Source organism: Ancylobacter sp. SL191 (genome assembly GCF_026625645.1).
Lineage (GTDB): Bacteria > Pseudomonadota > Alphaproteobacteria > Rhizobiales > Xanthobacteraceae > Ancylobacter.
In genome coordinates this window covers 4392795-4412955 of record NZ_CP113056.1, presented here as the reverse complement: position 1 = coordinate 4412955, position 20161 = coordinate 4392795, and the positions used below count along the sequence as shown (strand labels likewise).

The 20161-nt window shown below is 70.2% G+C and carries 25 protein-coding genes and 2 pseudogenes; 23 read left to right on the top strand and 4 right to left on the bottom strand.

Annotated elements, in window-relative coordinates:
• Nucleotides 1-66 precede the first annotated feature (66 nt).
• On the top strand, nucleotides 67-831 hold the full coding sequence (locus OU996_RS20195) for an FCD domain-containing protein (RefSeq protein WP_267583371.1): 765 nt from the start codon (nucleotides 67-69) through the stop codon (nucleotides 829-831).
• On the opposite strand, the gene OU996_RS20190 is transcribed toward OU996_RS20195, so the two are convergent.
• Complete coding sequence (locus OU996_RS20190; RefSeq protein WP_267583370.1) at nucleotides 803-1717, bottom strand: DMT family transporter; 915 nt, start codon at nucleotides 1715-1717, stop codon at nucleotides 803-805. The two genes, OU996_RS20195 and OU996_RS20190, sit on opposite strands and share 29 nt — an antisense overlap.
• A 208-nt stretch (nucleotides 1718-1925) precedes the next feature.
• Between OU996_RS20190 and OU996_RS20185 the strand changes: the two genes are divergently transcribed.
• Complete coding sequence (locus OU996_RS20185; protein WP_267583369.1) at nucleotides 1926-2273, top strand: DUF6481 family protein; 348 nt, start codon at nucleotides 1926-1928, stop codon at nucleotides 2271-2273.
• A gap of 27 nt (nucleotides 2274-2300) precedes the next feature.
• On the opposite strand, the gene dcd is transcribed toward OU996_RS20185, so the two are convergent.
• Nucleotides 2301-2858, bottom strand: coding sequence for a dCTP deaminase (gene dcd / locus OU996_RS20180; protein WP_267583368.1), 558 nt, complete (start codon nucleotides 2856-2858; stop codon nucleotides 2301-2303).
• Between the two features lie 281 nt (nucleotides 2859-3139).
• Between dcd and OU996_RS20175 the strand changes: the two genes are divergently transcribed.
• The 6 genes and pseudogenes from OU996_RS20175 to OU996_RS20150 form a co-directional block, all read left to right on the top strand.
• On the top strand, nucleotides 3140-3715 hold the full coding sequence (locus tag OU996_RS20175; protein WP_267583367.1) for an NADPH-dependent FMN reductase: 576 nt from the start codon (nucleotides 3140-3142) through the stop codon (nucleotides 3713-3715).
• A gap of 1442 nt (nucleotides 3716-5157) precedes the next feature.
• Nucleotides 5158-5709: a hypothetical protein gene (locus OU996_RS20170; protein ID WP_267583366.1), complete on the top strand. Its 552-nt coding sequence runs from the start codon at nucleotides 5158-5160 to the stop codon at nucleotides 5707-5709.
• A complete protein-coding gene (locus OU996_RS20165; protein ID WP_267583365.1) occupies nucleotides 5675-6997 on the top strand; it encodes a DNA-packaging protein in 1323 nt (440 codons plus the stop codon). The genes OU996_RS20170 and OU996_RS20165 overlap by 35 nt, the downstream gene beginning before the upstream one ends.
• Before the next feature lie 218 nt (nucleotides 6998-7215).
• A complete protein-coding gene (locus OU996_RS20160) occupies nucleotides 7216-8382 on the top strand; it encodes a phage portal protein (RefSeq protein WP_267583364.1) in 1167 nt (388 codons plus the stop codon).
• A gap of 4 nt (nucleotides 8383-8386) precedes the next feature.
• On the top strand, nucleotides 8387-9106 hold the full coding sequence (locus OU996_RS20155; RefSeq protein ID WP_267583363.1) for a DNA-methyltransferase: 720 nt from the start codon (nucleotides 8387-8389) through the stop codon (nucleotides 9104-9106).
• Between the two features lie 64 nt (nucleotides 9107-9170).
• Nucleotides 9171-9457: pseudogene (locus tag OU996_RS20150) on the top strand (phage portal protein); the annotation flags it as partial.
• On the opposite strand, the gene OU996_RS20145 reads toward OU996_RS20150, so the two are convergent.
• A complete protein-coding gene (locus tag OU996_RS20145; RefSeq protein ID WP_267583362.1) occupies nucleotides 9454-9651 on the bottom strand; it encodes a hypothetical protein in 198 nt (65 codons plus the stop codon). The pseudogene OU996_RS20150 and the gene OU996_RS20145 sit on opposite strands and share 4 nt — an antisense overlap.
• 292 nt (nucleotides 9652-9943) lie before the next feature.
• Between OU996_RS20145 and OU996_RS20140 the strand changes: the two genes are divergently transcribed.
• The 5 genes and pseudogenes from OU996_RS20140 to OU996_RS20120 all read left to right on the top strand — a co-directional run.
• The gene (locus OU996_RS20140; protein WP_267583361.1) at nucleotides 9944-10132 is read left to right on the top strand and encodes a hypothetical protein; all 189 of its coding nucleotides are present in this window, start codon (nucleotides 9944-9946) and stop codon (nucleotides 10130-10132) included.
• Complete coding sequence (locus OU996_RS20135) at nucleotides 10129-10305, top strand: hypothetical protein (protein ID WP_267583360.1); 177 nt, start codon at nucleotides 10129-10131, stop codon at nucleotides 10303-10305. Before OU996_RS20140 ends, OU996_RS20135 begins: the two co-directional genes overlap by 4 nt.
• On the top strand, nucleotides 10302-10871 hold the full coding sequence (locus OU996_RS20130) for an HK97 family phage prohead protease (RefSeq protein WP_267583359.1): 570 nt from the start codon (nucleotides 10302-10304) through the stop codon (nucleotides 10869-10871). Before OU996_RS20135 ends, OU996_RS20130 begins: the two co-directional genes overlap by 4 nt.
• 386 nt (nucleotides 10872-11257) lie before the next feature.
• Nucleotides 11258-12511 carry a phage major capsid protein gene (locus tag OU996_RS20125; protein ID WP_267585775.1) on the top strand — a complete coding sequence of 418 codons (1254 nt, stop codon included), beginning with the start codon at nucleotides 11258-11260 and terminating at the stop codon, nucleotides 12509-12511.
• Between the two features lie 379 nt (nucleotides 12512-12890).
• Nucleotides 12891-13151, top strand: a pseudogene (locus OU996_RS20120) (phage major capsid protein); the annotation flags it as partial.
• 288 nt (nucleotides 13152-13439) lie between these two features.
• Here the strand turns inward: OU996_RS20120 and OU996_RS20115 are convergent.
• The gene (locus tag OU996_RS20115; RefSeq protein WP_267583358.1) at nucleotides 13440-14159 is read right to left on the bottom strand and encodes a S1 family peptidase; all 720 of its coding nucleotides are present in this window, start codon (nucleotides 14157-14159) and stop codon (nucleotides 13440-13442) included.
• A 331-nt stretch (nucleotides 14160-14490) separates the two neighbouring features.
• Between OU996_RS20115 and OU996_RS20110 the strand changes: the two genes are divergently transcribed.
• The 10 genes from OU996_RS20110 (at nucleotide 14491) to OU996_RS20065 (ending at nucleotide 20041) form a co-directional block, all read left to right on the top strand.
• A complete protein-coding gene (locus OU996_RS20110; protein WP_267583357.1) occupies nucleotides 14491-15057 on the top strand; it encodes a head-tail connector protein in 567 nt (188 codons plus the stop codon).
• Nucleotides 15054-15380: a head-tail adaptor protein gene (locus OU996_RS20105; RefSeq protein WP_267583356.1), complete on the top strand. Its 327-nt coding sequence runs from the start codon at nucleotides 15054-15056 to the stop codon at nucleotides 15378-15380. Before OU996_RS20110 ends, OU996_RS20105 begins: the two co-directional genes overlap by 4 nt.
• Before the next feature lie 87 nt (nucleotides 15381-15467).
• The gene (locus OU996_RS20100; RefSeq protein WP_267583355.1) at nucleotides 15468-15890 is read left to right on the top strand and encodes a DUF3168 domain-containing protein; all 423 of its coding nucleotides are present in this window, start codon (nucleotides 15468-15470) and stop codon (nucleotides 15888-15890) included.
• Nucleotides 15891-16114: 224 nt separating this feature from the next.
• Entirely contained in the window at nucleotides 16115-16522 is a 408-nt protein-coding gene (locus tag OU996_RS20095; RefSeq protein ID WP_267583354.1) for a phage major tail protein, TP901-1 family, read from the top strand.
• Nucleotides 16523-16530: 8 nt separating this feature from the next.
• Complete coding sequence (locus tag OU996_RS20090) at nucleotides 16531-16887, top strand: gene transfer agent family protein (protein WP_267583353.1); 357 nt, start codon at nucleotides 16531-16533, stop codon at nucleotides 16885-16887.
• Nucleotides 16884-17099, top strand: a complete 216-nt coding sequence (locus OU996_RS20085) for a rcc01693 family protein (protein WP_324290759.1) — start codon at nucleotides 16884-16886, stop codon at nucleotides 17097-17099. The genes OU996_RS20090 and OU996_RS20085 overlap by 4 nt, the downstream gene beginning before the upstream one ends.
• Before the next feature lie 390 nt (nucleotides 17100-17489).
• On the top strand, nucleotides 17490-18080 hold the full coding sequence (locus OU996_RS20080) for a phage tail tape measure protein (RefSeq protein WP_267583352.1): 591 nt from the start codon (nucleotides 17490-17492) through the stop codon (nucleotides 18078-18080).
• A complete protein-coding gene (locus tag OU996_RS20075) occupies nucleotides 18081-18722 on the top strand; it encodes a DUF2460 domain-containing protein (protein ID WP_267583351.1) in 642 nt (213 codons plus the stop codon).
• A 10-nt stretch (nucleotides 18723-18732) separates the two neighbouring features.
• Nucleotides 18733-19593, top strand: a complete 861-nt coding sequence (locus tag OU996_RS20070) for a DUF2163 domain-containing protein (protein WP_267583350.1) — start codon at nucleotides 18733-18735, stop codon at nucleotides 19591-19593.
• A gap of 1 nt (nucleotide 19594) precedes the next feature.
• The gene (locus OU996_RS20065; RefSeq protein WP_267583349.1) at nucleotides 19595-20041 is read left to right on the top strand and encodes an NlpC/P60 family protein; all 447 of its coding nucleotides are present in this window, start codon (nucleotides 19595-19597) and stop codon (nucleotides 20039-20041) included.
• Nucleotides 20042-20161: the final 120 nt, after the last annotated feature.

Here is a 20161-nt window from a genome sequence, read left to right as displayed (position 1 = left end):
GTTGAACGCACCGGCCCGCTGTCGCATACATCGGGAACCACCGACCCGAGCCCTTCCGGAGCCGCCATGATCGAGCCGCTGCGCACGCGAAAGCTCGCTGAGACCATCGCCGAGCATATCGAGCGCATGATCCTCGAAGGCGTGTTGCGGCCGGGCGAGAAGCTGGCGAGCGAGCGCGACCTCGCCGAGCGGCTGGAGGTCTCACGCCCCTCGCTGCGCGACGCGCTGCAATTGCTGGAGGCGCGCGGCCTGCTCGCCACCAGCCGCGACGGCACGCGCGTCGCCCAGTTCCTGGCGCCACTGACCGAGCCGCTGGTCGCGCTGCTGCAATCCAGCGAGCAGGTAACCGGCGACTACTTCGAGTACCGCGCGGCGGTGGAGGCCAAGGCGGCGGCGCTCGCGGCGGTGCGCGCCACCGATCCCGAGCGTGCCGCCCTTGCCGCCTGCATCGAGGCGATGGAGGCGGCCCATGTCGCCGAGGACGCGACGCTGGAGGCGGAGGCCGACATCGAACTGCACCGCCTCGTCTACGAGGCCTCGCATAACCTCGTCATCCTGCACGTCATGCGGGCCTTCTCCGACATGCTGCGGCGGGACATTTTCTTCAATCGCGAGAAGCTCTTCGCCCAGCCGGACTTCCGCGTGGCGCTGCTCGCCCAGCACAAGGCTTTCGCCGGCGCCATCATTGCCGGCCAGCCGGACGCGGCGGAGCGGGCGATTGTCGATCACCTGAACTATACCGGCGCGGCGGTCGAGGCGTTCCGGCGCGACGAGGCGCGGGCCGGGCTGGCGCTGCGCCGCCTCAACCGTTCGACGCTGCTGGCGGGGTAACCTCCGCCGGCCTCTTGCCGCGCGGCAGGCGGATGAGGCCGAGCACCAGCGCGCAGCCGAGCCCGATCACCACCGCTCCGGCGATCTGCGGCACCGAGAGCGGTTCTCCAAGTAATATAGTACCGACAAGCACGGCAACGCCGGTGACGGCGAATTCGACGCTGATCGCCCGCGTCGGGCCGATGCTGTTGATGAGCCCGAAATACAGCACATAGGTCGCCGCGCTCATCACCACGCCGAGCGTCACCAGCGCGGCGATGTCGGCAAGGCCCGGCACGCCCGGCACGGGGGCGAGGATGAGCAGGGGCAGGGCGATCAGGCCGCCGGAAATGAACGCGCCGATGGTGGCTTCGCTGGTGCCGACGCCCTTCAGCCGGCGCCCGGCATAGACGCTGCCGAAGGCGGCGGAGAAGGTCGCCACCAGCGTCGCCGCGCAGCCGATGAGAAAATCGGCCGTGACCGGCACGGCGGGGAAACCCACCAGCAGCAGGATACCGAGCGCGCCCAGCGCAATGCCCGCCACCGCCCCGCCATTCAGCCGCTCGACGCCCCAGACCCTGGCGATCAGCATGGAGAAGACCGGGATGGTGGCGACGAGGATCGCCGACATGGCCGTGCCGATGAGCGGCATGCCATAGGACAGGAACACCAGCTGACCCGCCACGGTGGTCGCCCCCACGATCATCAGCGGCTTGATCCCGCAGGAGAAATCCAGCCGCTTGCGGCGCAGCCGTGCAATCAGCAGCAGCGTGCCGGCGGCGATGAAGGCGCGGAACGCCACCGCGCCCGCCCAGCCGAAGCCGTGCACCGCCTGCACCACGCACATGAAGGACAGGCCCCAGGCGATGGCCAGGAACAGATAGGCGGAGACGTCTCTCGGTGTCATGGTACGGCCACGCGCGCCCGGCCCACCCGGCGGAATCGCCCGAGCGGCGGCAAGGCGCTCTCCCTTCCAGAAGATGGCGGGTTTTGAAACCGGGCGCGGCGATCAAATTTCGCGTCGCCCTGTGGCGCTGCCTCAAATCGGCGGGCAACACCAGCAAAATCGCCTGCCCCGGCTGTTAATCCGGCCGTTCTGGGGTTAAAGAACGCGCATGAAAACGATCGACTCTTTCCACGACCGCCAGAAGAACGCCGCTGCCGCCAAGGCCCGCCTGCTGGAACAACTCGCCAAGCGCCCCGCCGCCGATGACCCGGCCGTGCTTGCCCGCGCCGCCGAGCGCAAGGCGCAGGCCGAGGCCCGCGCCGCGGCCGCCGAGGCCAAGCGCATCGCCAAGGAAGCCCGCCTCGCCGAGGAAGCCGCCGCGCGCGAAGCCGCTGTCGCCGCTGAAATCGCCGCGCGCACCGCGGCGCTGGACGAGGCCAAGGCTGCCGTCGCCGCTGCCAAGGCCAAGCGCGACGAGCGTTATGCCGCCCGCAAGGCGCGCACCGGCAAGCGGTAATATAATCCGGTCAGCTTTCGGGCCGGATCAGCCGGCCGCCCGCTGGCCGGCGAACTGCCCGCCATAGCTGCGCTGGGGCACGCCCAGCGTCTGCTCCAGGATCAGCTGGCACACCTTCATACCGCTGCGCAGGCGGATCGGGCGCGGGCCGAGATTGATGATCTCGAGCTGGATGCGGCCGGTCGATCCGGCGTGGATGGTCGGTGCAGTCAGGTGGACGATCAGGCCGATCCGTGCGAGTGAACTCTTGCCCTCGACGCGCGCGGCGAGCCGCGCCCCGGCGCCGAAATCGACCCGCTCCAGCGTCCAGCCCAGCACCAGCCGGCCGGGGTCGAGCACGAAGCCCTCCTCGCCGATCTCGATGTCATCGGCCATCCGGGTGATCGCCTCGCGAAAACTGTAGCCCGGCCCCGCCGGGTCGATCACCGGATCTTCCTCCGGCCCCGGCGCGCGGTAGAGGGTGAGCCGGCTGTCGAGCCGGAGGTCCACGCCGTTCGGCGCGTAGAACTCCGCCGGGGGCGGCGGCTCGATGCTGAGCGTGCCGGCGGCGAGGGCGTCGAGAATGTCGCGGTCGGTCAGAATCACAAGCGGGCCTTCCTGCTGCGCAACTCCCGCGAATCGGTAGCACGCTTCGCGGAGCGGGCAAACGCGCGCCCCCGCCGCAGGTTCCCGCCGCGCGCCGCGCCCCTGGCGGGCGCCTGACGGTCGTTGCCGCTAGGTCATTGCCGCAAGGTCATGCGTTCCGCGCAAGCTTTTGTGTGCGGATCTGCAAATCTGCCCCCTTGAGTTCCGCTGGCGCGGCCGTGATCTTGCACGCGATCCGCGTTCCCATACCGGCGGCGCGCCGCCCAAGGAGTAGAGCTTTCATGACCGACCGCCCGAAGATCCTCGGCATTTCCGGCAGCCTGCGCGCCGGCTCCTTCTCCACCGCCGTCCTCGAGGCGCTGAAGGTCGCGCTGGCCGACACGGCGGACCTCACCGTGTTCCGCCTGAACGGCGTCGAGATGTACAACCAGGACGAGGACACCGAGACCCCGCCGGCCCATGCGGCGGCGCTGCGCGCGGCGATCGCGGCGGCGGACGGCGTCATCCTCGCCTCGCCGGAATATAATTACGGCACCTCCGGCGCGCTGAAGAACGCCATCGACTGGGGCTCGCGCCCCTATGGCAAGGGCGCGCTGCGCGGCAAGCCGGCGCTCGTGCTCACCTCCTCGCCCGGCTCCACCGGCGGCATCCGCGCCCAGGCGCAGGTCCGCGAGACGCTGAGCGCCGCCGGCTCGCGCGTCATCGACTACCCGCACCTCGCCATCCCCTCGGTCGCCGAGAAGGTGAAGGACGGGGTGTTCACTGATGACAAGACCAAGAGCTTCGTGCTCGGCGGCGTCGAGGCGCTGCTGAAGGAGATCAAGCTCCTCGCCCACGCCAAGTCGCACGGGCTCTGAGAGGCAGGCCGCCGGTCTCCAGACGGGTCCGGCTGCCCCGCCTGAAAGCCGGCGGTTCTTCACCTCTCCCCGTGGGGGAGAGGTCGGCGCGATCAGCCGGGTGAGGGCGCGCGCGGTTTCTTTCCTGAAGCGTCCCGGCCCCTCACCCCAGCCCTCTCCCCGACGGGGAGAGGGAGCCGGGCGCGCCCCGTGGAGGCGGCGCACTCGATGAAGGGGCGTGGTCCCGGCGTCAGAGCGTCATCCCGAAGTGCGCCATCCCGAGCATCCGAGCGTCATCCCGAGCATCAGAGCGTCATCCCGGACATCGCCGTAGGCGATGAGCCGGGATCGTGCTCCGTCTTCGTCAGCTCCTCCATGTGAACGGCCGCCCTTCACCTCTCCCCGTGGGGGAGAGGTCGGCGCGGAGCGCCGGGTGAGGGGGAGGGAGGGCGGGTTCCGTGCTAGCAAAGGGATGCCCGCCGTAGCCGGCTTAAAGACCGCTCCCAAAGGAAATTTGCGTAGAGTAGCTGTAGAAGGGCGGGGGATGACGGGGGTGGCGGGGATGGCGGGGAACAAACCCCGAACTGACTCCACCTCTACTGCTCGCGCTGGTACCTTGTGATTCGCAGACAATGTGGTCCTGATTCGATGCGCCTTTAGGCAGGGGCGTATTCGGCGCTTCAGGGGGGCGAGCCCAGCTCGCCGGCCACAGCAAAGGAGGACGCCATGCGCCCTGCTTCTTGTCCTGTCTGCATGCCGGTGCCGGTTACGGACTATGTCCGCATTCGGTTCGGCAAGAAAGAGTACGTGAGGCCGCACTGTCGGCATTGGCCGAAGCGCTAAGCCCCACGTGACTTCTTCTAGCGACGCTCCTTAACGGGGCGGTTTGGGGGAGTTCCGGGTCCGCATCTGGGCTCCCCCCTTCTCCCCTTTCGGGAAGATTCTGAATATATCAAATTGTACAACGCTCGTGCTCCTAGGAGCACAGAGCCGATGCCCAAGTCCACGTTCTGTGAACCTTTGTTCACAGATTGCGGCGTCATAAGTTCGAGGTCGGATCAGGCAGACTCATTGAAGAGTTTGCTTGGTATGTTGGAGATATTCACAACACGTGAAATCAGGGTTGGCAAGGTCGGTGAGCGGTGGGGGCCAGCGGTTTTTTTTATGGGTTGTGGTTCAGCCATGCTCGCAATGACGCTAGCCTATTGAGATCATTCCTCAATCGCCAAGTACGCACCGCATAAATAATAATAGGAAAATAGTCCTTGACAGCGTGACGCTGGTCGGGTAGATTTCGAGCATGCTCCACAGTTGCGTCGAAGGGCCGGGTGCTTCCGCCCGGTTGATGCGGCGAACGCGACGGTCGCCATCCTCCCGCCGGCCCTCGGGCCGGCTTTTTCATGCCCGACCGTTCCCGCCGCCCCTGTGGTGGCCCCGTCCTCACCCCACCCTCAGGAGGCGCCATGTCGGTTCCTGCTCATGTCATCACGCCGGAGGCGCTCGATGAGGCGCGCCGGCTTTATGAGCGCAGCAATGTGCCGGTGCAGCAGATCGCCGACATGCTCGGCATCTCGAAATCGACCTTAAACACACGCATTCCCCGCTGGGGCTGGACCCGGCGGGCCGGGCGCATTCCCCCGCCCGACGCCGACCCCGCTCCCGCGCTCGCCCCGGCGCCCACCGCGGCGGCACCGCCCCTGGTGCCCGCCCTTCCCACGGCGGGCGGGGCGCTGCGCGGGGATCTCATCACCCGGCTGGTCGCCCGCATCGAGGCTGAGATCGGCGCGGTCGAGCGCATCGTCGCGCGGGCCGGGCTCGCCGCAAACGGCGTCACCCAGGCCGAGCGGGCCGCGCGCACGCTGGCCATTCTCGTGCGCTCGCTGCGCGAACTCGCCGCGCTCGCCCGCCAGGAGCCGGAAGAGGAGGACGAGGATGCCGGACGCGATGCCGACGCCTTCCGACGCGAGCTTGGCGCGACGCTTGAGCGCGTGCTGGCAGGCGGGAAGGCTCCCTGAGGCGCTGGCCGCGCTCGATCCCGCCGCCTGCCGCTGGCTGCTGCACCACTGGCCGCTGATCGGCCGGCCGGCGCAGCACCCGCCTGCCTGCGCGCAGGGCGGGGGCGACTGGCTGACCTGGCTGGTGCTGGGCGGGCGCGGCGCCGGCAAGACGCGGGCGGGCGCCGAATGGGTGCGCGCCCTCATTCACGGCCGGGCCGGGCCGAAGGCCGGGCGCATCGCCCTTGTTGCCGAGACCTTCAACGATGTGCGCGAGGTGATGGTGGAGGGCGTCTCCGGCCTTCTCGCCATTCACCCGCGCGGTGAGCGCCCGCGCTGGGAGCCGACGCGCCGGCGCCTCGAATGGCCGAATGGCGCGGTGGCGCAGGGCTTTTCCGCCGAAGACCCGGAGGCGCTGCGCGGCCCGCAATTCGACGCCGCCTGGTGCGATGAACTCGCCAAATGGCGGCACGCGCAAGCCGCCTTCGACATGCTGCAATTCGGCCTGCGCCTCGGCGCCCGGCCGCGCCAGATGGTGACCACGACCCCACGCCCGACCGCGCTGATCCGCGCGCTGCTGGCCGATCCGCGCACCGCCATCACCCGCATGGGCACGGCGGAGAACGCCGCCCATCTCGCCCCGAGCTTCCTCGACACGGTGGTCGGGCGCTATGCCGGCACGCGGCTCGGCCGGCAGGAACTCGCCGGCGAGCTGATCGAGGACCGGCCGGACGCGCTGTGGAACCGGGCGGCGCTGGAAGCCGCGCGGGAAGACGCGGCGCCCGAGATGACCCGCGAAAAGCTGGTGCGCATCGTCGTGGCGGTCGATCCGCCGGCGTCCTCGCGCCGCACGGCCGATGCCTGCGGGCTGGTCGCGGCGGGGATCGACCGCGACGGCATCGTCCATGTGCTGGCCGATGAGAGCGCGCAGGGCCTGACGCCGACCGCCTGGGGCGCGCGGGCGATCGGGCTGTTTCATCGCCTCAAGGCCGATCGGGTCGTGGTGGAGATCAACCAGGGCGGGGAGATGGTGCGCACCATCCTCGCCGGCATCGACCCCGCCGTGCCGGTGCGCGAGGTGCGGGCGACGCGCGGAAAATGGCTGCGCGCCGAGCCCGTCGCCGCGCTCTACGAGCAGTGCCGCGTGCGTCATGCCGGGGTGTTCCCGGCGCTGGAGGACGAGATGTGCGACTTCGCCCCCGAAGGCCTCTCCAATGGCCGTTCCCCGGACCGGCTCGACGCGCTGGTCTGGGCGGTGACGGCGCTCGCCCTCGGCCCCCAGTCCGCGCCCCGCGTGCGGCGGGTGTGAGGGGGTGAGGGGGCGCGTGTCCCGCCCCACGCGCCGTCATCCCCGTGCCCGGACTTGATCCGAGGATCAGCCCGGGGATCCACGACTTCTTTCTGGCACGCTCGGCCCAAGTCGTGGATGGCCGGCCCAAGCCCGGCCATGACCGCCTGATGGCGGGGCGCTCCAGCGGCCGTTAGCCCCCCATTTACTGCCGCCCCCCTTTGCAACCGGAGCCCCCGATGAAGCTCTTTCCCTTCACCCGCCATCGCCCGGCGGCGCCCGGCGCGCCGGAGGCCAAGGCCTCGCGGACCCACCCGCTGGTGGCGTTCCTCGCCGGGAGCCGGCCGCAATGGACGCCGCGCGATTATGGCGCGCTGGCCCGCGAGGGCTATCAGCGTAACGCCGTCGCGCATCGCTGCGTGCGGCTGATCGCGCAAGGGGTGGCCGAGACGCGCTTCATCCTCAGCGAAAGCGGGCGCGAGATCGACGATCACCCGCTGATCGCCCTCATGGCCCGGCCGGGCGGAAAACTCTCCGGGCCGGAACTGCTGGAGGCGGTGGCGGCGCATCTGCTGATCGCCGGCAATGCCTATGTCGAGGCGGTCAGCCTTTCCGGCACGCCGCGCGAACTCCATGTGCTGCGCCCGGACCGGATGCGCGTCGTGCCCGGCGCGGATGGCTGGCCGGAGGCTTATGAATACAGCGCCGGCGGGCGCAGCGTGCGCTTCGCGCAGAGCGGCGAGGTGCCGCCGATCCGCCATATCGCGCTGTTCAACCCGCTGGACGATCATTACGGCGCCCCGCCGCTGGAAGCCGCGCTCACCGCGCTCGATCTGCACAACGCCGCCGGCGCCTGGAACAAGGCGCTGCTCGACAATGCCGCCCGGCCCTCCGGCGCGCTGGTCTATGCCGGGGCGGGCAATCTGTCGGACGAGCAGTTCGACCGGCTGAAGGAGGAGCTGGAGGCGAATTTCTCCGGCACCGCCAATGCCGGGCGCCCGCTGCTCTTGGAGGGCGGGCTCGACTGGCGGCCCTTGTCGCTCTCGCCGAAGGACATGGATTTTCTGGAAGCGAAGAACGCCGCGGCGCGCGAGATCGCGCTCGCCTTCGGCGTGCCGCCCATGCTGCTCGGTATTCCCGGCGACGCGACCTATGCCAATTACGCGGAAGCCAGCCGGGTGCTGTGGCGCCAGGCCATCCTGCCGCTCGCCCGCCGCATCGGCCATGATCTCTGCGGCTGGCTCGCCCCCGCCTTCGGCGGCAGCGGCCTGACGCTGGAGCCCGACCTCGACGCCGTCTCCGCGCTCCACGGCGAGCGCGAGGCGCTGTGGCGGCAGGTGAACGAGGCGAGCTTCCTCACCGAGGACGAAAAACGCCAGGCGGTGGGCTACGGGGTGCGGGGGTAGAGCTATGCACATCGAAGTTATCGGGAACGCTACCCTCTATTATGGGGATGCCCTCGACTTGCTGGCCAATGTCCCCGATCTGTCTGGTGGGGCAATCCTAACCGATCCCCCTTACTCCAGTGGAAATTCTCAGCGATCCAATCGCGATATTTCAACAAGTCGGAAATATTCATTTCAGAAGGTTAAGTATCCGGAATTCGATGGCGACAGCCGAGATCAACGCTCTTATTTTGCTTGGTCAAGCCAGTGGCTACGACAAGCGCGACGAAAAGTACCCCCATCGGCGCTATGTTGCGTTTTTTCAGATTGGCGCCAATTACCCACGACAACCGATGCTATACAATCTGCAGGATGGGTTTGGCGCGGTATCGTTCCTTGGGACAAGACTGAATGTGCCCGACCACAGCGCGGAAGATATCGCAACCAAGCCGAATATGCGGTGTGGGCGACCAATGGCCCACGAGCATTAGCAGGATCTAGTGCACCTGGTGTCATTAGATGCCGGCCACCTAGTCCCAGACTTCATATGGCAGGTAAGCCGGTGGAACTCATGTCTGACCTACTCCAAGTCATGGAAGGGCCAATCCTCGATCCTTTCATGGGCTCGGGAACCATCGGTGTCGCCTGTTTACGGGCCAGTTTGACATACATCGGCATTGAGTCCAGCAGAGAATATTTCGAAATTGCTTGCCAGCGCATTCACCTGGAACATGCAATTCTGTGAGCTGATGAGCGTATCGCGTCGTCCGGCTGGCTTTTTCCTTGGACGATGACGACAAAGCACGGTGCCCATGCTGCTCGGCATTCCCGGCGACGCGACCTATGCCAATTACGCCGAGGCCAGCCGCGTGCTGTGGCGCCAGGCCATCCTGCCGCTCGCCCGCCGCATCGGCCATGATCTCTGCGGCTGGCTCGCCCCCGCCTTCGGCGGCAGCGGCCTGACGCTGGAGCCCGACCTCGACGCCGTCTCCGCGCTCCACGGCGAGCGCGAGGCGCTGTGGCGGCAGGTGACGAGGCGAGCTTCCTCACCGAGGACGAAAAACGCCAGGCGGTGGGCTACGGGGTGCGACCTTAGCGGTTATCCTTGCTGGGCAATAGTTTCAGTAAATGCTGTTCTTGCTTATCTGTAAGCTGCTGTTTTGACTCAATTTTCAATTTAACATCTTCAAGAAATCCAATTTCCCAACCATTTAAATCCGATTTGTTGAGGCGTTCAACGATTCGGTCACAGTAGTCCCTGATCGCCTCATCGTTGAGCTTCGGCATCATGGCATCCCTCCTGACTTATAGGTGCAACTTAAGGTGGCGAGAGGGTGTGGGCAAGCTTATTGCCGACTTCGCCGACAATGCTGAGATCGCCCATCTAAGCTGCTGACGCGGCGACAGAGTGCTTCGAGGCTAGCGCGGACGCCGGCACCTAAGCATGGCGGTGTGCCAAGACGCTCCCTCATGCTCGGGTCAAGCCCGGCCATGACGACCGGAAAGGTGCGGCCCCGAGGAAACGCCCCCCAAGCTCAAGCCCCAAGAAGACGCCCCCGGAAACGCCCCCGAGGAGACCCCCATGGAGACGCTCATCACCGCCTTCGCGGCCAGGGCGGACCTCGCCCATCTCGCGCTCTTGATGTGGGCGCTGGGCGCCTCGGCGCTGGCGGCGGGGGCGGTGCGCGAGCTTGCCCGCGCGGTGCGCCGCTTTGACGACTTCGTGCGCGAGATCGCGCGCTTCAACGCCCAGTTCGGAGACGAACCATGACCTCCACCCCGCGAATCCGGGCCTTCCTGCCCGGCCGCGTGCGCTTGCCTGTCTCCCTGCCGACCTCCAGCCGCGCCGGGCAGGCGCCGCAGGTGTTTCGCGAATTCGGCCAGACGCTCGGCCGGCTGGAGCGCGCCGCCGCCACCCGCCGCCCGCGCGGAGACGGCGCATGAGCGCGCCGGCATCCGCAGGCACGCCCCTGGAGATCAAGGCGGCCGGCCGGCTGGCCACCATCGCTGAGGACGGCACCTTCGAGGGCTATGCCGCGCTGTTCGGCCGGGTCGATCTCGGTCGCGATCTCATCCTGCCCGGCGCCTTCGCCGCCTCGCTGAATGAGCGCGGCACCGGCGGCGTGCGCCTGCTGTTCCAGCACGACCCGGCCGAGCCGATCGGCATCTGGGAGGAGCTGCGCGAGGATGCGCTGGGGCTCAAGGTGCGCGGCCGGCTGACGCTGGAAGTCGCCCGCGCCCGCGAGGTGCTGGCGCTGATGCGCGCCGGGGCGATTGACGGCCTGTCCATCGGCTTTCGCACTGTCGAAGGCCGCAGCGAGCCGCGCACGCGCATCCGCCGGCTCTCCCGCATCGATCTGTGGGAGATTTCCATCGTCACCTTCCCCATGCAGCCCGAAGCCCGCATCGCCGCAGTGAAGGGCGGCTGGAGCGCCGGCCGCCTCGCCGCCACCATCCGCCGCGGCGCCCGCCGCCTGCGCGCGCTGCCGGCGCTATCGCCGGCGGGGTAGGTGCCCCGTGTCCCGGACGCCTGAAGCGCGGGCGGAAGGCGAGCCGGGATCCAGCGGACGAGTCTTTTGCCGAAGAGTTTCTCCTCGGCCCCGGCTCTGCGCCACGCTGCGCGTGGCTTGTCCGGGGAGCGGGTTTCCGCAGTCACACCGCCAACCCCGTCACGCCGTCATCCCCTCACACCGTCATCCCGGACGGCCGCAGGCCGATCCGGGATCGCGTGCCGCTCCTCCCTCCTCACGTGCCGGACGAGCGCGGCGGACGATCCCGGCTCTCCGCTTCGCGGAGCCTGCCCTTGGGCTTGCCGAAGGCAAGACCCGAGGGGCCGGGATGACGGCGGGGAGGTCTCCACACCCCATCCCCTCAACAGGACACACCCATGACCGCCATGTCCCTGCCCGCCACGTCCCAGACTGCGCCCGAAACCAAGTCCGCCGGCCCGGAGGTCTCCGCCGCCTTCGAGGAGTTCATGAGCGCCTTCGAGGCGTTCAAGGATGCCAATGACCAGCGCCTCGGCGAGCTGGAGCGGCGCGGCGGCGACCCGATCACCGCCGACAAGGTGGAGCGCATCAACGCCGTGCTCGACACGCAGAAGGCGCTGATCGACGAGCTGGTGCTCAAAGCCCGCCGCCCGGCGCTGGGTGGGGGCGACGCTTTCACCGACCTCGCCGCCCGCGAGCACAAGGCGGCGTTCGACACCTATGTGCGCACCGGCGAGGCGGCCGGGCTGAAGCGGCTGGAGGCCAAGGCGCTCTCCGCCGGCATCGGCGCCGATGGCGGCTATACCGTGCCGGTGGAGACCGAGCGCGAGATCGGCAAGCGCCTCGCCGCGCTCTCGCCGATCCGCGCGCTGGCCGATGTGCGCACCATCTCGCAGGGCACCTACAAGAAGCCCTTCATGACCTCCGGCCCGGCGGTCGGCTGGGTGGCGGAGACCGCCGCGCGCGCCCAGACCACCAGCCCGGTGCTGGACGAGCTCGCCTTCCCGGCGATGGAGCTCTACGCCATGCCGGCGGCGACGCAGACGCTACTGGACGATTCCGCCGTGAACATCGACGAGTGGCTGGCCATCGAGGTGGAGGCCGCCTTCGCCAGCCAGGAGGGCACGGCCTTCGTCACCGGCGACGGCGTCGGCAAGCCCAAGGGGTTCCTCGCCTATGACACGGTGGCGGAGAGCGCGTGGGTGTGGGGCAAGCTCGGCTTCACTGCCACCGGCGCGGCCGGCGACTTCCCCGCCGCCAACCCTTCCGATCCGCTGGTCGATCTGGTCTATGCGCTGAAGGCCGGCTACCGCCAGAATGGCAGCTTCCTGATGAGCCGGCGCACGCAGGGCGCGGTGCGCAAGCTGAAGGACGAGAACGGCCAGTATCTGTGGGCCGCGCCGACCGCGCCGGGCGCCCAGCCGAGCCTGCTCGGCTTCCCGGTGTTCGAGGCGGAGGACATGCCGAACCCGGCGGCCAACGCGCTCGCCATCGCCTTCGGCGATTTCCGCCGGGGCTATCTGGTGGTCGACCGCGCCGGCGTGCGGGTGCTGCGCGACCCCTATTCGGCCAAGCCCTATGTGCTGTTCTACACCACCAAGCGCGTCGGCGGCGGCGTGCAGGATTTCGACGCCATCAAGCTGCTGAAGTTCGCGGCGTGAGCGGTGCTCGCCCCCTCTCCCCGTCGGGGCGAGGGGTGAGGGGCGCCTACGCAGCGGTGGAGAGACAGCCGAAGAGTCTCTCCTGGGCCCCGGATCATCGTTGCGCTGCGCGCAACGTGTCCGGGGAACGGGCCCCCAATCCCCCGTCATCCCGTCACACCGTCATCCCCGGGCTTGACCCGGGGATCCACGTCTTCCTCGCGCGCCCCGCCAAGTCGTGGATGGCCGGGCTGATCCCCGGATCAAGTCCGGGGACGGCCATGACGGCCTGCTAACTCAGGTCGCCGCCTACCGCCCCATCGCCCGCGCCGTCGCGTCGATCCAGGCGCGTTGCGGGCCGATCAGCGTCGCGCCGGTGACGCCGCCGCAGCCGCGGGCGCCGCCGGCGGCGGTCGACCAGCCGAGCCTGCTCGGCTTCCCGGTGTTCGAGGCGGAGGACATGCCGAACCCGGCGGCCAACGCGCTCGCCATCGCCTTCGGCGATTTCCGCCGGGGCTATCTGGTGGTCGACCGCGCCGGCGTGCGGGTGCTGCGCGACCCCTATTCGGCCAAGCCCTATGTGCTGTTCTACACCACCAAGCGCGTCGGCGGCGGCGTGCAGGATTTCGACGCCATCAAGCTGCTGAAGTTCGCGGCGTGAGCGGTGCTCGCCCCCTCTCCCCGTCGGGGCGAGGGGTGAGGGGCGCCTACGCAGCGGTGGAGAGACAGCCGAAGAGTCTCTCCTGGGCCCCGGATCATCGTTGCGCTGCGCGCAACGTGTCCGGGGAACGGGCCCCCAATCCCCCGTCATCCCGTCACACCGTCATCCCCGGGCTTGACCCGGGGATCCACGTCTTCCTCGCGCGCCCCGCCAAGTCGTGGATGGCCGGGCTGATCCCCGGATCAAGTCCGGGGACGGCCATGACGGCCTGCTAACTCAGGTCGCCGCCTACCGCCCCATCGCCCGCGCCGTCGCGTCGATCCAGGCGCGTTGCGGGCCGATCAGCGTCGCGCCGGTGACGCCGCCGCAGCCGCGCGCGCCGCCGGCGGCGGTCGACCAGCCGATGATGCCGGCGACCGTGCCGTCGAGCAGAACCGGCCCGCCGCTGTCGCCGGTGCAGCCGCCCTTGGCGGCGCCCTCCGACAGGCGGACCATGATGCCGCCCGTGGTGCCGATGCTCGGCAGGCTCGCCATGCGCAGCGTGCCGGCGGATTTGCCGTCGCCGTCCTTCGTTACCCCGAAGCCGGCGATGACGAAGCCGGTGCGCTGGGCCGGCAGCGCGACCTCCGCCGTCAGCGTCGCCGGGCGGAAGCTCGCCGGCAGAGGCTCAGACAGCCGCACCAGAGCGAGGTCCGGTGTCGGCCTGCGGGTCGCGAAGGAGTTCGGGTCGAAGCTCGGATGCACGGCGATGCGGCTCGCCGGGATGAGGCGCGGGCCGCTCGCCTCGAACACCGCCACCGCGTAATCCGCCGCCGGCTGCACGCAATGCGCCGCCGTCAGCAGCACCGTCGGCGCCAGCACCACGCCGGTGCAGGCGGCGCCGCGCGTCGAGACGATCATCGCCGTTTCCGCCTTCAGATCGGCATCCGCCGGCACGCCGCCGACAATGGCGCGCGCGGGCAGGCTGAGGCAGGCGAGGGCGGCGAGGGAGAGGACGAGGCGGCGCATCGGCTTGTTCCGGCGAGAGGCGGGGGAGCGGGGCAGGGGGCACGCAAGCAGCGCCCTTGTCGCCGCGCTGGCCGGCGCCGTCAATCGGCCGGGCCGCTCCGCCCGCGTTGCGCCCGCAGTCACGGTGTCATCCCCCGGCACACCGTCATCCCCGGGCTTGGCCCGGGGATCCACGACTTCCTTCTGGCGCGCCCGGCCAAGTCGTGGATGGCCGGGCCTGATCCCCGGATCAAGTCCGGGGACGGCCATGACGTCGCGAGGCGGATCCTCTTTGCGCTGCGGGAAGCTCATTCGCGGCGCACCCCCGCACACCCCCAACCACGAGGCACCCATGCCCGCTGTTCTTCTCGCCGGGCCGCCGGCGGAGCCGCTGACGCTTGCCGAGGCCAAGGCCTATCTGCGCGTCGACCATGAGGCGGAGGATGGGCTGATCGCCTCCCTCCTCACCAGCGCCCGCGCCACCGTGGAGGCGCTGACGCGGCGCGTGCTGATCGACCAGACATGGCGCCTCACCCGCGATGCCTGGCCGGTCTCCGGCCTGATACCGGTGCCGGTGAACCCGCTGCGGGCCTTGCTCGCGGTGAAGCTGATCGACGCGGCCGGCGGAGAGACGGCGCTGCCGCTGGGTGCCTTCACGCTCGACACCGCGCGCCTGCCCGGCCTGATCCGGGTGGACCGCGCCGCCGTGCCGCCGCCGGGGCGGGCGCTCGCCGGCATCGTGTTGGACATCACCGCCGGGCATGGCCCGAGCGCCGACCATGTGCCCTCGCCGCTCATTGAGGCGGTGCGGGTGGTGCTGGCGCATTTCTACGAGCATCGCGACGTGCCGGGCGCCGGCGCGGCCTTTCCCGCCCGGCTCGATGCGCTCGTCGCCCCCTTCCGGGTGACGCGGCTATGAGCGCGCTCCCTGTTTCGGCGCTGCGCCACCGGCTGGTGCATGAGACGCCGCTCGAGACGCCGGACGGGCAGGGCGGCGTGACCCGCACGTTTCTCGCGGTCGATGCGCTGTGGGGCGCGGTCGAGACCGTGGCGAACCCCGCCGAGATCGCCGACCGGCCGGGCGCCGTGCTCGCCCATCGCGTGACGATCCGCGCCCCCGCCACGGTGCAGCCCGGCGACCGGCTGCGGCTCGGCGTGCGGCGCTTCACCGTCGAGGCGGTGAGCGATCCCGAGGGGCGCGGGCGCCGCCTCGTCTGCGAGTGTCGAGAAGAGACCCCGTGAGGAGAACGCCATGAAGTTCGAGGTGCGAATGAAGGGCCTCGCGGCGCTGGCCCGCCGGCTGGCGCAACTCGCGCAGCGGGGGCGCCGATGAGCGCGAGTTCCCCGGTGAGCCCCGCCAATGCGCTGCGCGCCGCTGTCCATGCCGCGCTCGCCGCCGACCCGGCGCTCACCGCCGCGCTCGGCGGGGCGCGCATCCATGACGTGCCTCCGCCCACGCCGGAATTTCCCTATGTCACGCTCGGCGAGGCGCAGGTGATCGACTGGTCGACCGCGACCGAGACCGGCCATGAGCATCGGCTGACGCTCAACGTGTGGTCGCGCCAGGGCGGGCATGGGGAGGCGCATCATCTCGCCCATCTCGTGCAGGCGGTGCTGCATGATGCGCCGCTCACGCTCGACGGGCACCGGCTGGTCAATCTGCGTGCGACCAGCGCCGAGATTCGCCGCGAGGCGGGCGGGCGCACCTATCGCGCGCTGCTGCGGCTGCGGGCGGTGACGGAAACCGGTTGAGGTTTTCCGGAGCTGTCAGGAAACCGCGCCAAGCGATTCCGCCGACTCATGAATCCGCGTGAAGCTGAATCAGAAGATGAGCTCACTTGCGGCGATTTGTTGAATCAAGCCGCGAAGCTGTGCGGCGGCGTCTCAGTGCCGTCACGCTCTTAAACTGCCACATCAGGGTTAACGCTCCCTGAATACACGCCATTACCATCATACGCCAGACAAGGAGACCCGCCATGGCGGCGCAGAAGGGCAAGGATCTGTTGCTCAAGCTCTCGGACGGCAGCGCCCTCGTCACCGTCGCAGGGTTGCGCTCGCGGCAGATCGCTTTCAACACCGAGCCGGTCGACATCACCCATGCCGAGAGCGCCGGGCGCTGGCGCGAGCTGCTCGCGGGGGCGGGCGTGAAGCGCGCCTCGATCGCCGGCTCCGGCCTGTTCAAGGACGCGGCATCCGACGCGCTGATCCGCCAGAGCTTCTTCGACGGCGAGATCCGGCAGGGCCAGGTGGTGGTGCCGGATTTCGGCACGCTGACCGGCTCGTTCCAGATCACCAGCCTGGAAATCGCCGCCGAGCATGACCGCGAGGTGACCTTCGACATCACGCTGGAAAGCGCCGGCGAAATCGTCTTCGCGGCGCTGTGAGGTACGCCATGGCCAACCGACATCGCGGCGAGATCGCCGCCGACCTCGACGGGCGCACCCGCACCCTCGTGCTGACGCTGGGCGCGCTGGCGGAACTGGAGGAGGCGTTCGGGGTGGACGACCTCGTGGCGCTGACCGAACGCTTCGGCCAGGGCCGGCTCGCCGCGCGCGACGCCATCCGCTTCATTGCGGCGGGCCTGCGCGGGGCGGGGGAGGCGGTGACCGAGGAGGAGGTGGCGCGCATGACCACGCCGGGCGGTGCCGCCGGCTTCGCGCGCCTCGTCGGCGACCTCATCGCCGCGACCTTTGGCGGGGACACGGCCCCGCCGGCGCCCGCGCCGGGAGACCCCGCCCGCCCTTTCTGAGCCTGCGCCCTACGCCGTTCCAGTCCTCCAAGCCGTTTCCCTGGGGCGCGGCGATGGGGTTCGGGCTCGGGCGCCTTGCTCTTTCGTCCGAGGCTTTCTGGCGCATGACGCCCCGCGAACTCGCCCGCGCCATGGAGGCCGTGCTCGGCCCCACCCGCACCCCGCTCGACCGCGCGCGCCTCACGGCGCTGATGGCGCGGTTCCCCGATTGAGCCCCGTGTCCCGGACGCCTGAAGCGTGAGCGAAAGGCGAGCCGGGATCCAGCGGGGAGTCTTTGGCCAAAGAGTTTTCCCTGGGCCCCGGATCATCGCCGCGCTCCACGCAACTCGTCCGGGGAACGGGGCTCACGCATGAAGCACCGTCATCCCCGGGGCTTGACCCGGGGATCCACGACTTGCCTGCCGCGCGCCGGCGCTCCGAAGACGTGGATGGCCGGGTCAAGCCCGGCCATGACGGCCCACTGGCGGCGCAGGCGGGCCACGAATTCAGCTGAAGACTCTCCCCTGGGCCCCGGCTCTGCGCCGCGCGGCGCGCGGCTTGTCCGGGGTACGGGTGGTTCCTGCCGTCCGGCACCCCATCCTCACCTAACCCCGGAGACCCCCATGGCCGAGGACAGCTTTGAGGCCGAGACCGTCACCGTCGCCATTGCCGCCGATACCAGTGCCTTTCGCCGCGAGCTGTCGGAGGCCGAGCGGCTGGCGCGGGGGTTCGGGCGGGTGGTGGGCGATGCGCTCACCGGCGCGGCGGTGAAGGGGCGCGAGACGGACGATGTGTTCCGCTCGCTGGTCACGCGCCTCTCCAGCCTCGCCATCAACGCCGCCTTCCGCCCGCTCGAGCAGGGCGTTTCCGGGCTGTTCCAGAATCTGGGCGGCGCGCTCGGCTTCGCGCAGGGCGGGGCGTTCCAGAGCGGGCGCGTCGTGCCCTTCGCCAGCGGCGGGGTGGTGGCGGCGCCGACCTATTTCCCGCTCGCCAATGGCCGCACCGGGCTGATGGGCGAAGCCGGCGCCGAAGCCATCCTGCCGCTGCGCCGCGGGCCGGACGGCACGCTGGGCGTAGCCTCCGGGGCCGGCGGGCGGGCGGTGAGCGTGACGGTGAATGTCGCGACGCCTGACGCCTCCTCCTTCCGCCGCTCCGACGCCTATCTCTCCGGCCTCGTCGCCCGCGCCGTGGCGCGCGGGGAAAGGAGCCTCTAGATGCCTGCCTTTCACGAGACGCTGTTCCCGCTCGACATCGCGCTCGGCGCGGCGGGCGGGCCGGAGCGGGCGACGGAGATTGTCACCACGCTCACCGGCCGCGAGGAGCGCAACACGCGGCTGAAGCATTCCCGCCGGCGCTGGGACGCGGGCTATGGCGTGACCTCGCTGGCGCAGTTGCAGGCCGTCGTCGCCTTCTTCGAGGAGCGGCGCGGCCGGCTCTATGGCTTCCGCTGGCGCGACCGGCTGGACCACGCCTCCGCCGCGCCGGGCGCCAGCGTGACGCCGTTCGACCAGGCGCTCGGCACCGGCGACGGGGTGCGGACGAGCTTCCCGCTGATCAAGACCTATGGCGGGGCGCACGCGCCCTATGCCCGGCCCATCGTGAAGCCGGTCGCCGGCTCGGTGCGGGTGGCGGTGAACGGGGTGGAGAAGACCGCCGGCACGCATTTCGCGGTCGATACGTCCACGGGCCTCGTCGGCTTCCTCGCCGGCCATGTGCCCCCTGCCGGGGCGAGCGTCAGCGCCGGCTTCCTGTTCGACGTGCCGGTGCGCTTCGACACGGATTTCCTCGAAGTGAACCTCTCCGCCTTCGAGGCGGGGGCTATTCCGCGCATTCCGGTGGTGGAGATCCGGCCATGAGGAGCATGTCATGAGGGACATTCCGGCCGGGCTCGCCGCCGCGCTGGCGGGCAGTGCGACGACGCTGGCGCGCGGCTGGCGGATCACACGGCGCGACGGCGCGGTGATCGGCTTCACGGAGCATGATGACGACCTGTTCGCGGACGGCACGACGTTCCGCGCCGCCGGCGGCGTCACCGGCTCGGAGGAGGCGTCCGCGCTCGGCTTCGCGGTGGGCGGGGGCGAGATGGCGGCGGCGCTGTCCTCCGATCTCATCGACGAGGCCGACCTCCTCGCCGGGCTTTATGACGGGGCGAGCGTCGAGCTTCTGCTGATCGACTGGGCGGCGCCGACGAACTTCCTGCGGCTGCGGCGCGGCACGATCGGCGAGGTGCGCCGCGAGGGTGGCGCCTTCACCGCCGAGCTGCGAGGGCTCGCCAGCGCGCTGAATGTGGTGCGCGGGCGGCTGTTCACCCGCGCCTGCGACGCCGATCTCGGCGATGCCCGCTGCGGCGTCGCGCTCACCGGCGCCTTTCGCGCGGAGGGCACGGTGGCGGCGGTGGAAGGCACGAGCCTGTTCGTCGCCGGTGGTCTCGGCGCTTATGCGGCCGGCTGGTTCACGCAAGGGCGGCTGGTGATGGGCAGCGGCGCCAATGCGGGCTTTGCCAGCGAGGTGAAGACCCATGCGGCGGCGGGCGGCGTGGTGCGGCTGGAACTGTGGCAGCGCCCGCCCGCGCCGCTCGCGCCGGGCGATGCCTTCACCGTCACCGCCGGCTGCGACAAGCGGCTCGCCACCTGCCGCGACCGCTTCGCCAACGCGCTGAATTTTCGCGGCTTCCCGCACATGCCCGGCAATGACGCCGTGCTGCGCGTCGCCACGCCGGGAGGGTGAGATGGCGAGCGAGGATGTGCGCGCCCGCCTCGTCACCGAGGCGCGGGACTGGATCGGCACGCCCTATCTGCACCGCGCCTCCTGCAAGGGGGAGGGGGCGGACTGCCTCGGCCTCATCCGCGGGGTGTGGCGGGGGGTGATCGGCGCCGAGCCGGAGGGCCTGCCGGCCTATACGCCGGATTGGGCGGAGGCGCTCAAGGCCGAGACGCTGGCCGGGGCGGCGGGCCGGCATATGCGCGCCGTCCCCCTCGAGGCCATCGCGCCGGGCGATGTGCTGCTGTTCCGCTGGCGCGCGCACCTGCCGGCCAAGCACGCGGCGATCCTGGTGGCGGGAGGGGAAGCCGCGCGCATGGTCCACGCCCATGACGGCGCGGCGGTGGCCGAAGTGTTCCTCGCCCCCTGGTGGCGCCGGCATCTGGCTTACGCCTTCGCCTTTCCGGGGGCGTGACGTTTCCCGGACGCCTGTAGCGCGAGCGGAAGGCGAGCCGGGACCCAGCGCAAAACACTTTGGCGATGTCTCTTCTGGGCGACTCACGAGTGGCGGCCAAAGACTCTCCCCTGGGCCCCG

What these genes read in the sequence shown, in the direction of transcription:
- OU996_RS20190 (WP_267583370.1), bottom strand. Translation starts at nt 1,717, where the DNA reads ATGACACCGAGAGACGTCTCCGCCTATCTGTTCCTGGCCATCGCCTGG.
- OU996_RS20145 (WP_267583362.1), bottom strand. Translation starts at nt 9,651, where the DNA reads ATGATGCCGAAGCTCAACGATGAGGCGATCAGGGACTACTGTGACCGA.
- OU996_RS20140 (WP_267583361.1), top strand. Translation starts at nt 9,944, where the DNA reads ATGGAGACGCTCATCACCGCCTTCGCGGCCAGGGCGGACCTCGCCCAT.
- OU996_RS20155 (WP_267583363.1), top strand. Translation starts at nt 8,387, where the DNA reads ATGCACATCGAAGTTATCGGGAACGCTACCCTCTATTATGGGGATGCC.
- OU996_RS20115 (WP_267583358.1), bottom strand. Translation starts at nt 14,159, where the DNA reads ATGCGCCGCCTCGTCCTCTCCCTCGCCGCCCTCGCCTGCCTCAGCCTG.
- OU996_RS20135 (WP_267583360.1), top strand. Translation starts at nt 10,129, where the DNA reads ATGACCTCCACCCCGCGAATCCGGGCCTTCCTGCCCGGCCGCGTGCGC.
- OU996_RS20070 (WP_267583350.1), top strand. Translation starts at nt 18,733, where the DNA reads ATGAGGGACATTCCGGCCGGGCTCGCCGCCGCGCTGGCGGGCAGTGCG.
- OU996_RS20095 (WP_267583354.1), top strand. Translation starts at nt 16,115, where the DNA reads ATGGCGGCGCAGAAGGGCAAGGATCTGTTGCTCAAGCTCTCGGACGGC.
- OU996_RS20185 (WP_267583369.1), top strand. Translation starts at nt 1,926, where the DNA reads ATGAAAACGATCGACTCTTTCCACGACCGCCAGAAGAACGCCGCTGCC.
- OU996_RS20090 (WP_267583353.1), top strand. Translation starts at nt 16,531, where the DNA reads ATGGCCAACCGACATCGCGGCGAGATCGCCGCCGACCTCGACGGGCGC.
- OU996_RS20170 (WP_267583366.1), top strand. Translation starts at nt 5,158, where the DNA reads ATGTCGGTTCCTGCTCATGTCATCACGCCGGAGGCGCTCGATGAGGCG.
- OU996_RS20160 (WP_267583364.1), top strand. Translation starts at nt 7,216, where the DNA reads ATGAAGCTCTTTCCCTTCACCCGCCATCGCCCGGCGGCGCCCGGCGCG.
- OU996_RS20080 (WP_267583352.1), top strand. Translation starts at nt 17,490, where the DNA reads ATGGCCGAGGACAGCTTTGAGGCCGAGACCGTCACCGTCGCCATTGCC.
- OU996_RS20175 (WP_267583367.1), top strand. Translation starts at nt 3,140, where the DNA reads ATGACCGACCGCCCGAAGATCCTCGGCATTTCCGGCAGCCTGCGCGCC.
- OU996_RS20110 (WP_267583357.1), top strand. Translation starts at nt 14,491, where the DNA reads ATGCCCGCTGTTCTTCTCGCCGGGCCGCCGGCGGAGCCGCTGACGCTT.
- OU996_RS20130 (WP_267583359.1), top strand. Translation starts at nt 10,302, where the DNA reads ATGAGCGCGCCGGCATCCGCAGGCACGCCCCTGGAGATCAAGGCGGCC.
- OU996_RS20065 (WP_267583349.1), top strand. Translation starts at nt 19,595, where the DNA reads ATGGCGAGCGAGGATGTGCGCGCCCGCCTCGTCACCGAGGCGCGGGAC.
- OU996_RS20075 (WP_267583351.1), top strand. Translation starts at nt 18,081, where the DNA reads ATGCCTGCCTTTCACGAGACGCTGTTCCCGCTCGACATCGCGCTCGGC.
- OU996_RS20100 (WP_267583355.1), top strand. Translation starts at nt 15,468, where the DNA reads ATGAGCGCGAGTTCCCCGGTGAGCCCCGCCAATGCGCTGCGCGCCGCT.
- OU996_RS20125 (WP_267585775.1), top strand. Translation starts at nt 11,258, where the DNA reads ATGTCCCTGCCCGCCACGTCCCAGACTGCGCCCGAAACCAAGTCCGCC.
- OU996_RS20105 (WP_267583356.1), top strand. Translation starts at nt 15,054, where the DNA reads ATGAGCGCGCTCCCTGTTTCGGCGCTGCGCCACCGGCTGGTGCATGAG.
- OU996_RS20195 (WP_267583371.1), top strand. Translation starts at nt 67, where the DNA reads ATGATCGAGCCGCTGCGCACGCGAAAGCTCGCTGAGACCATCGCCGAG.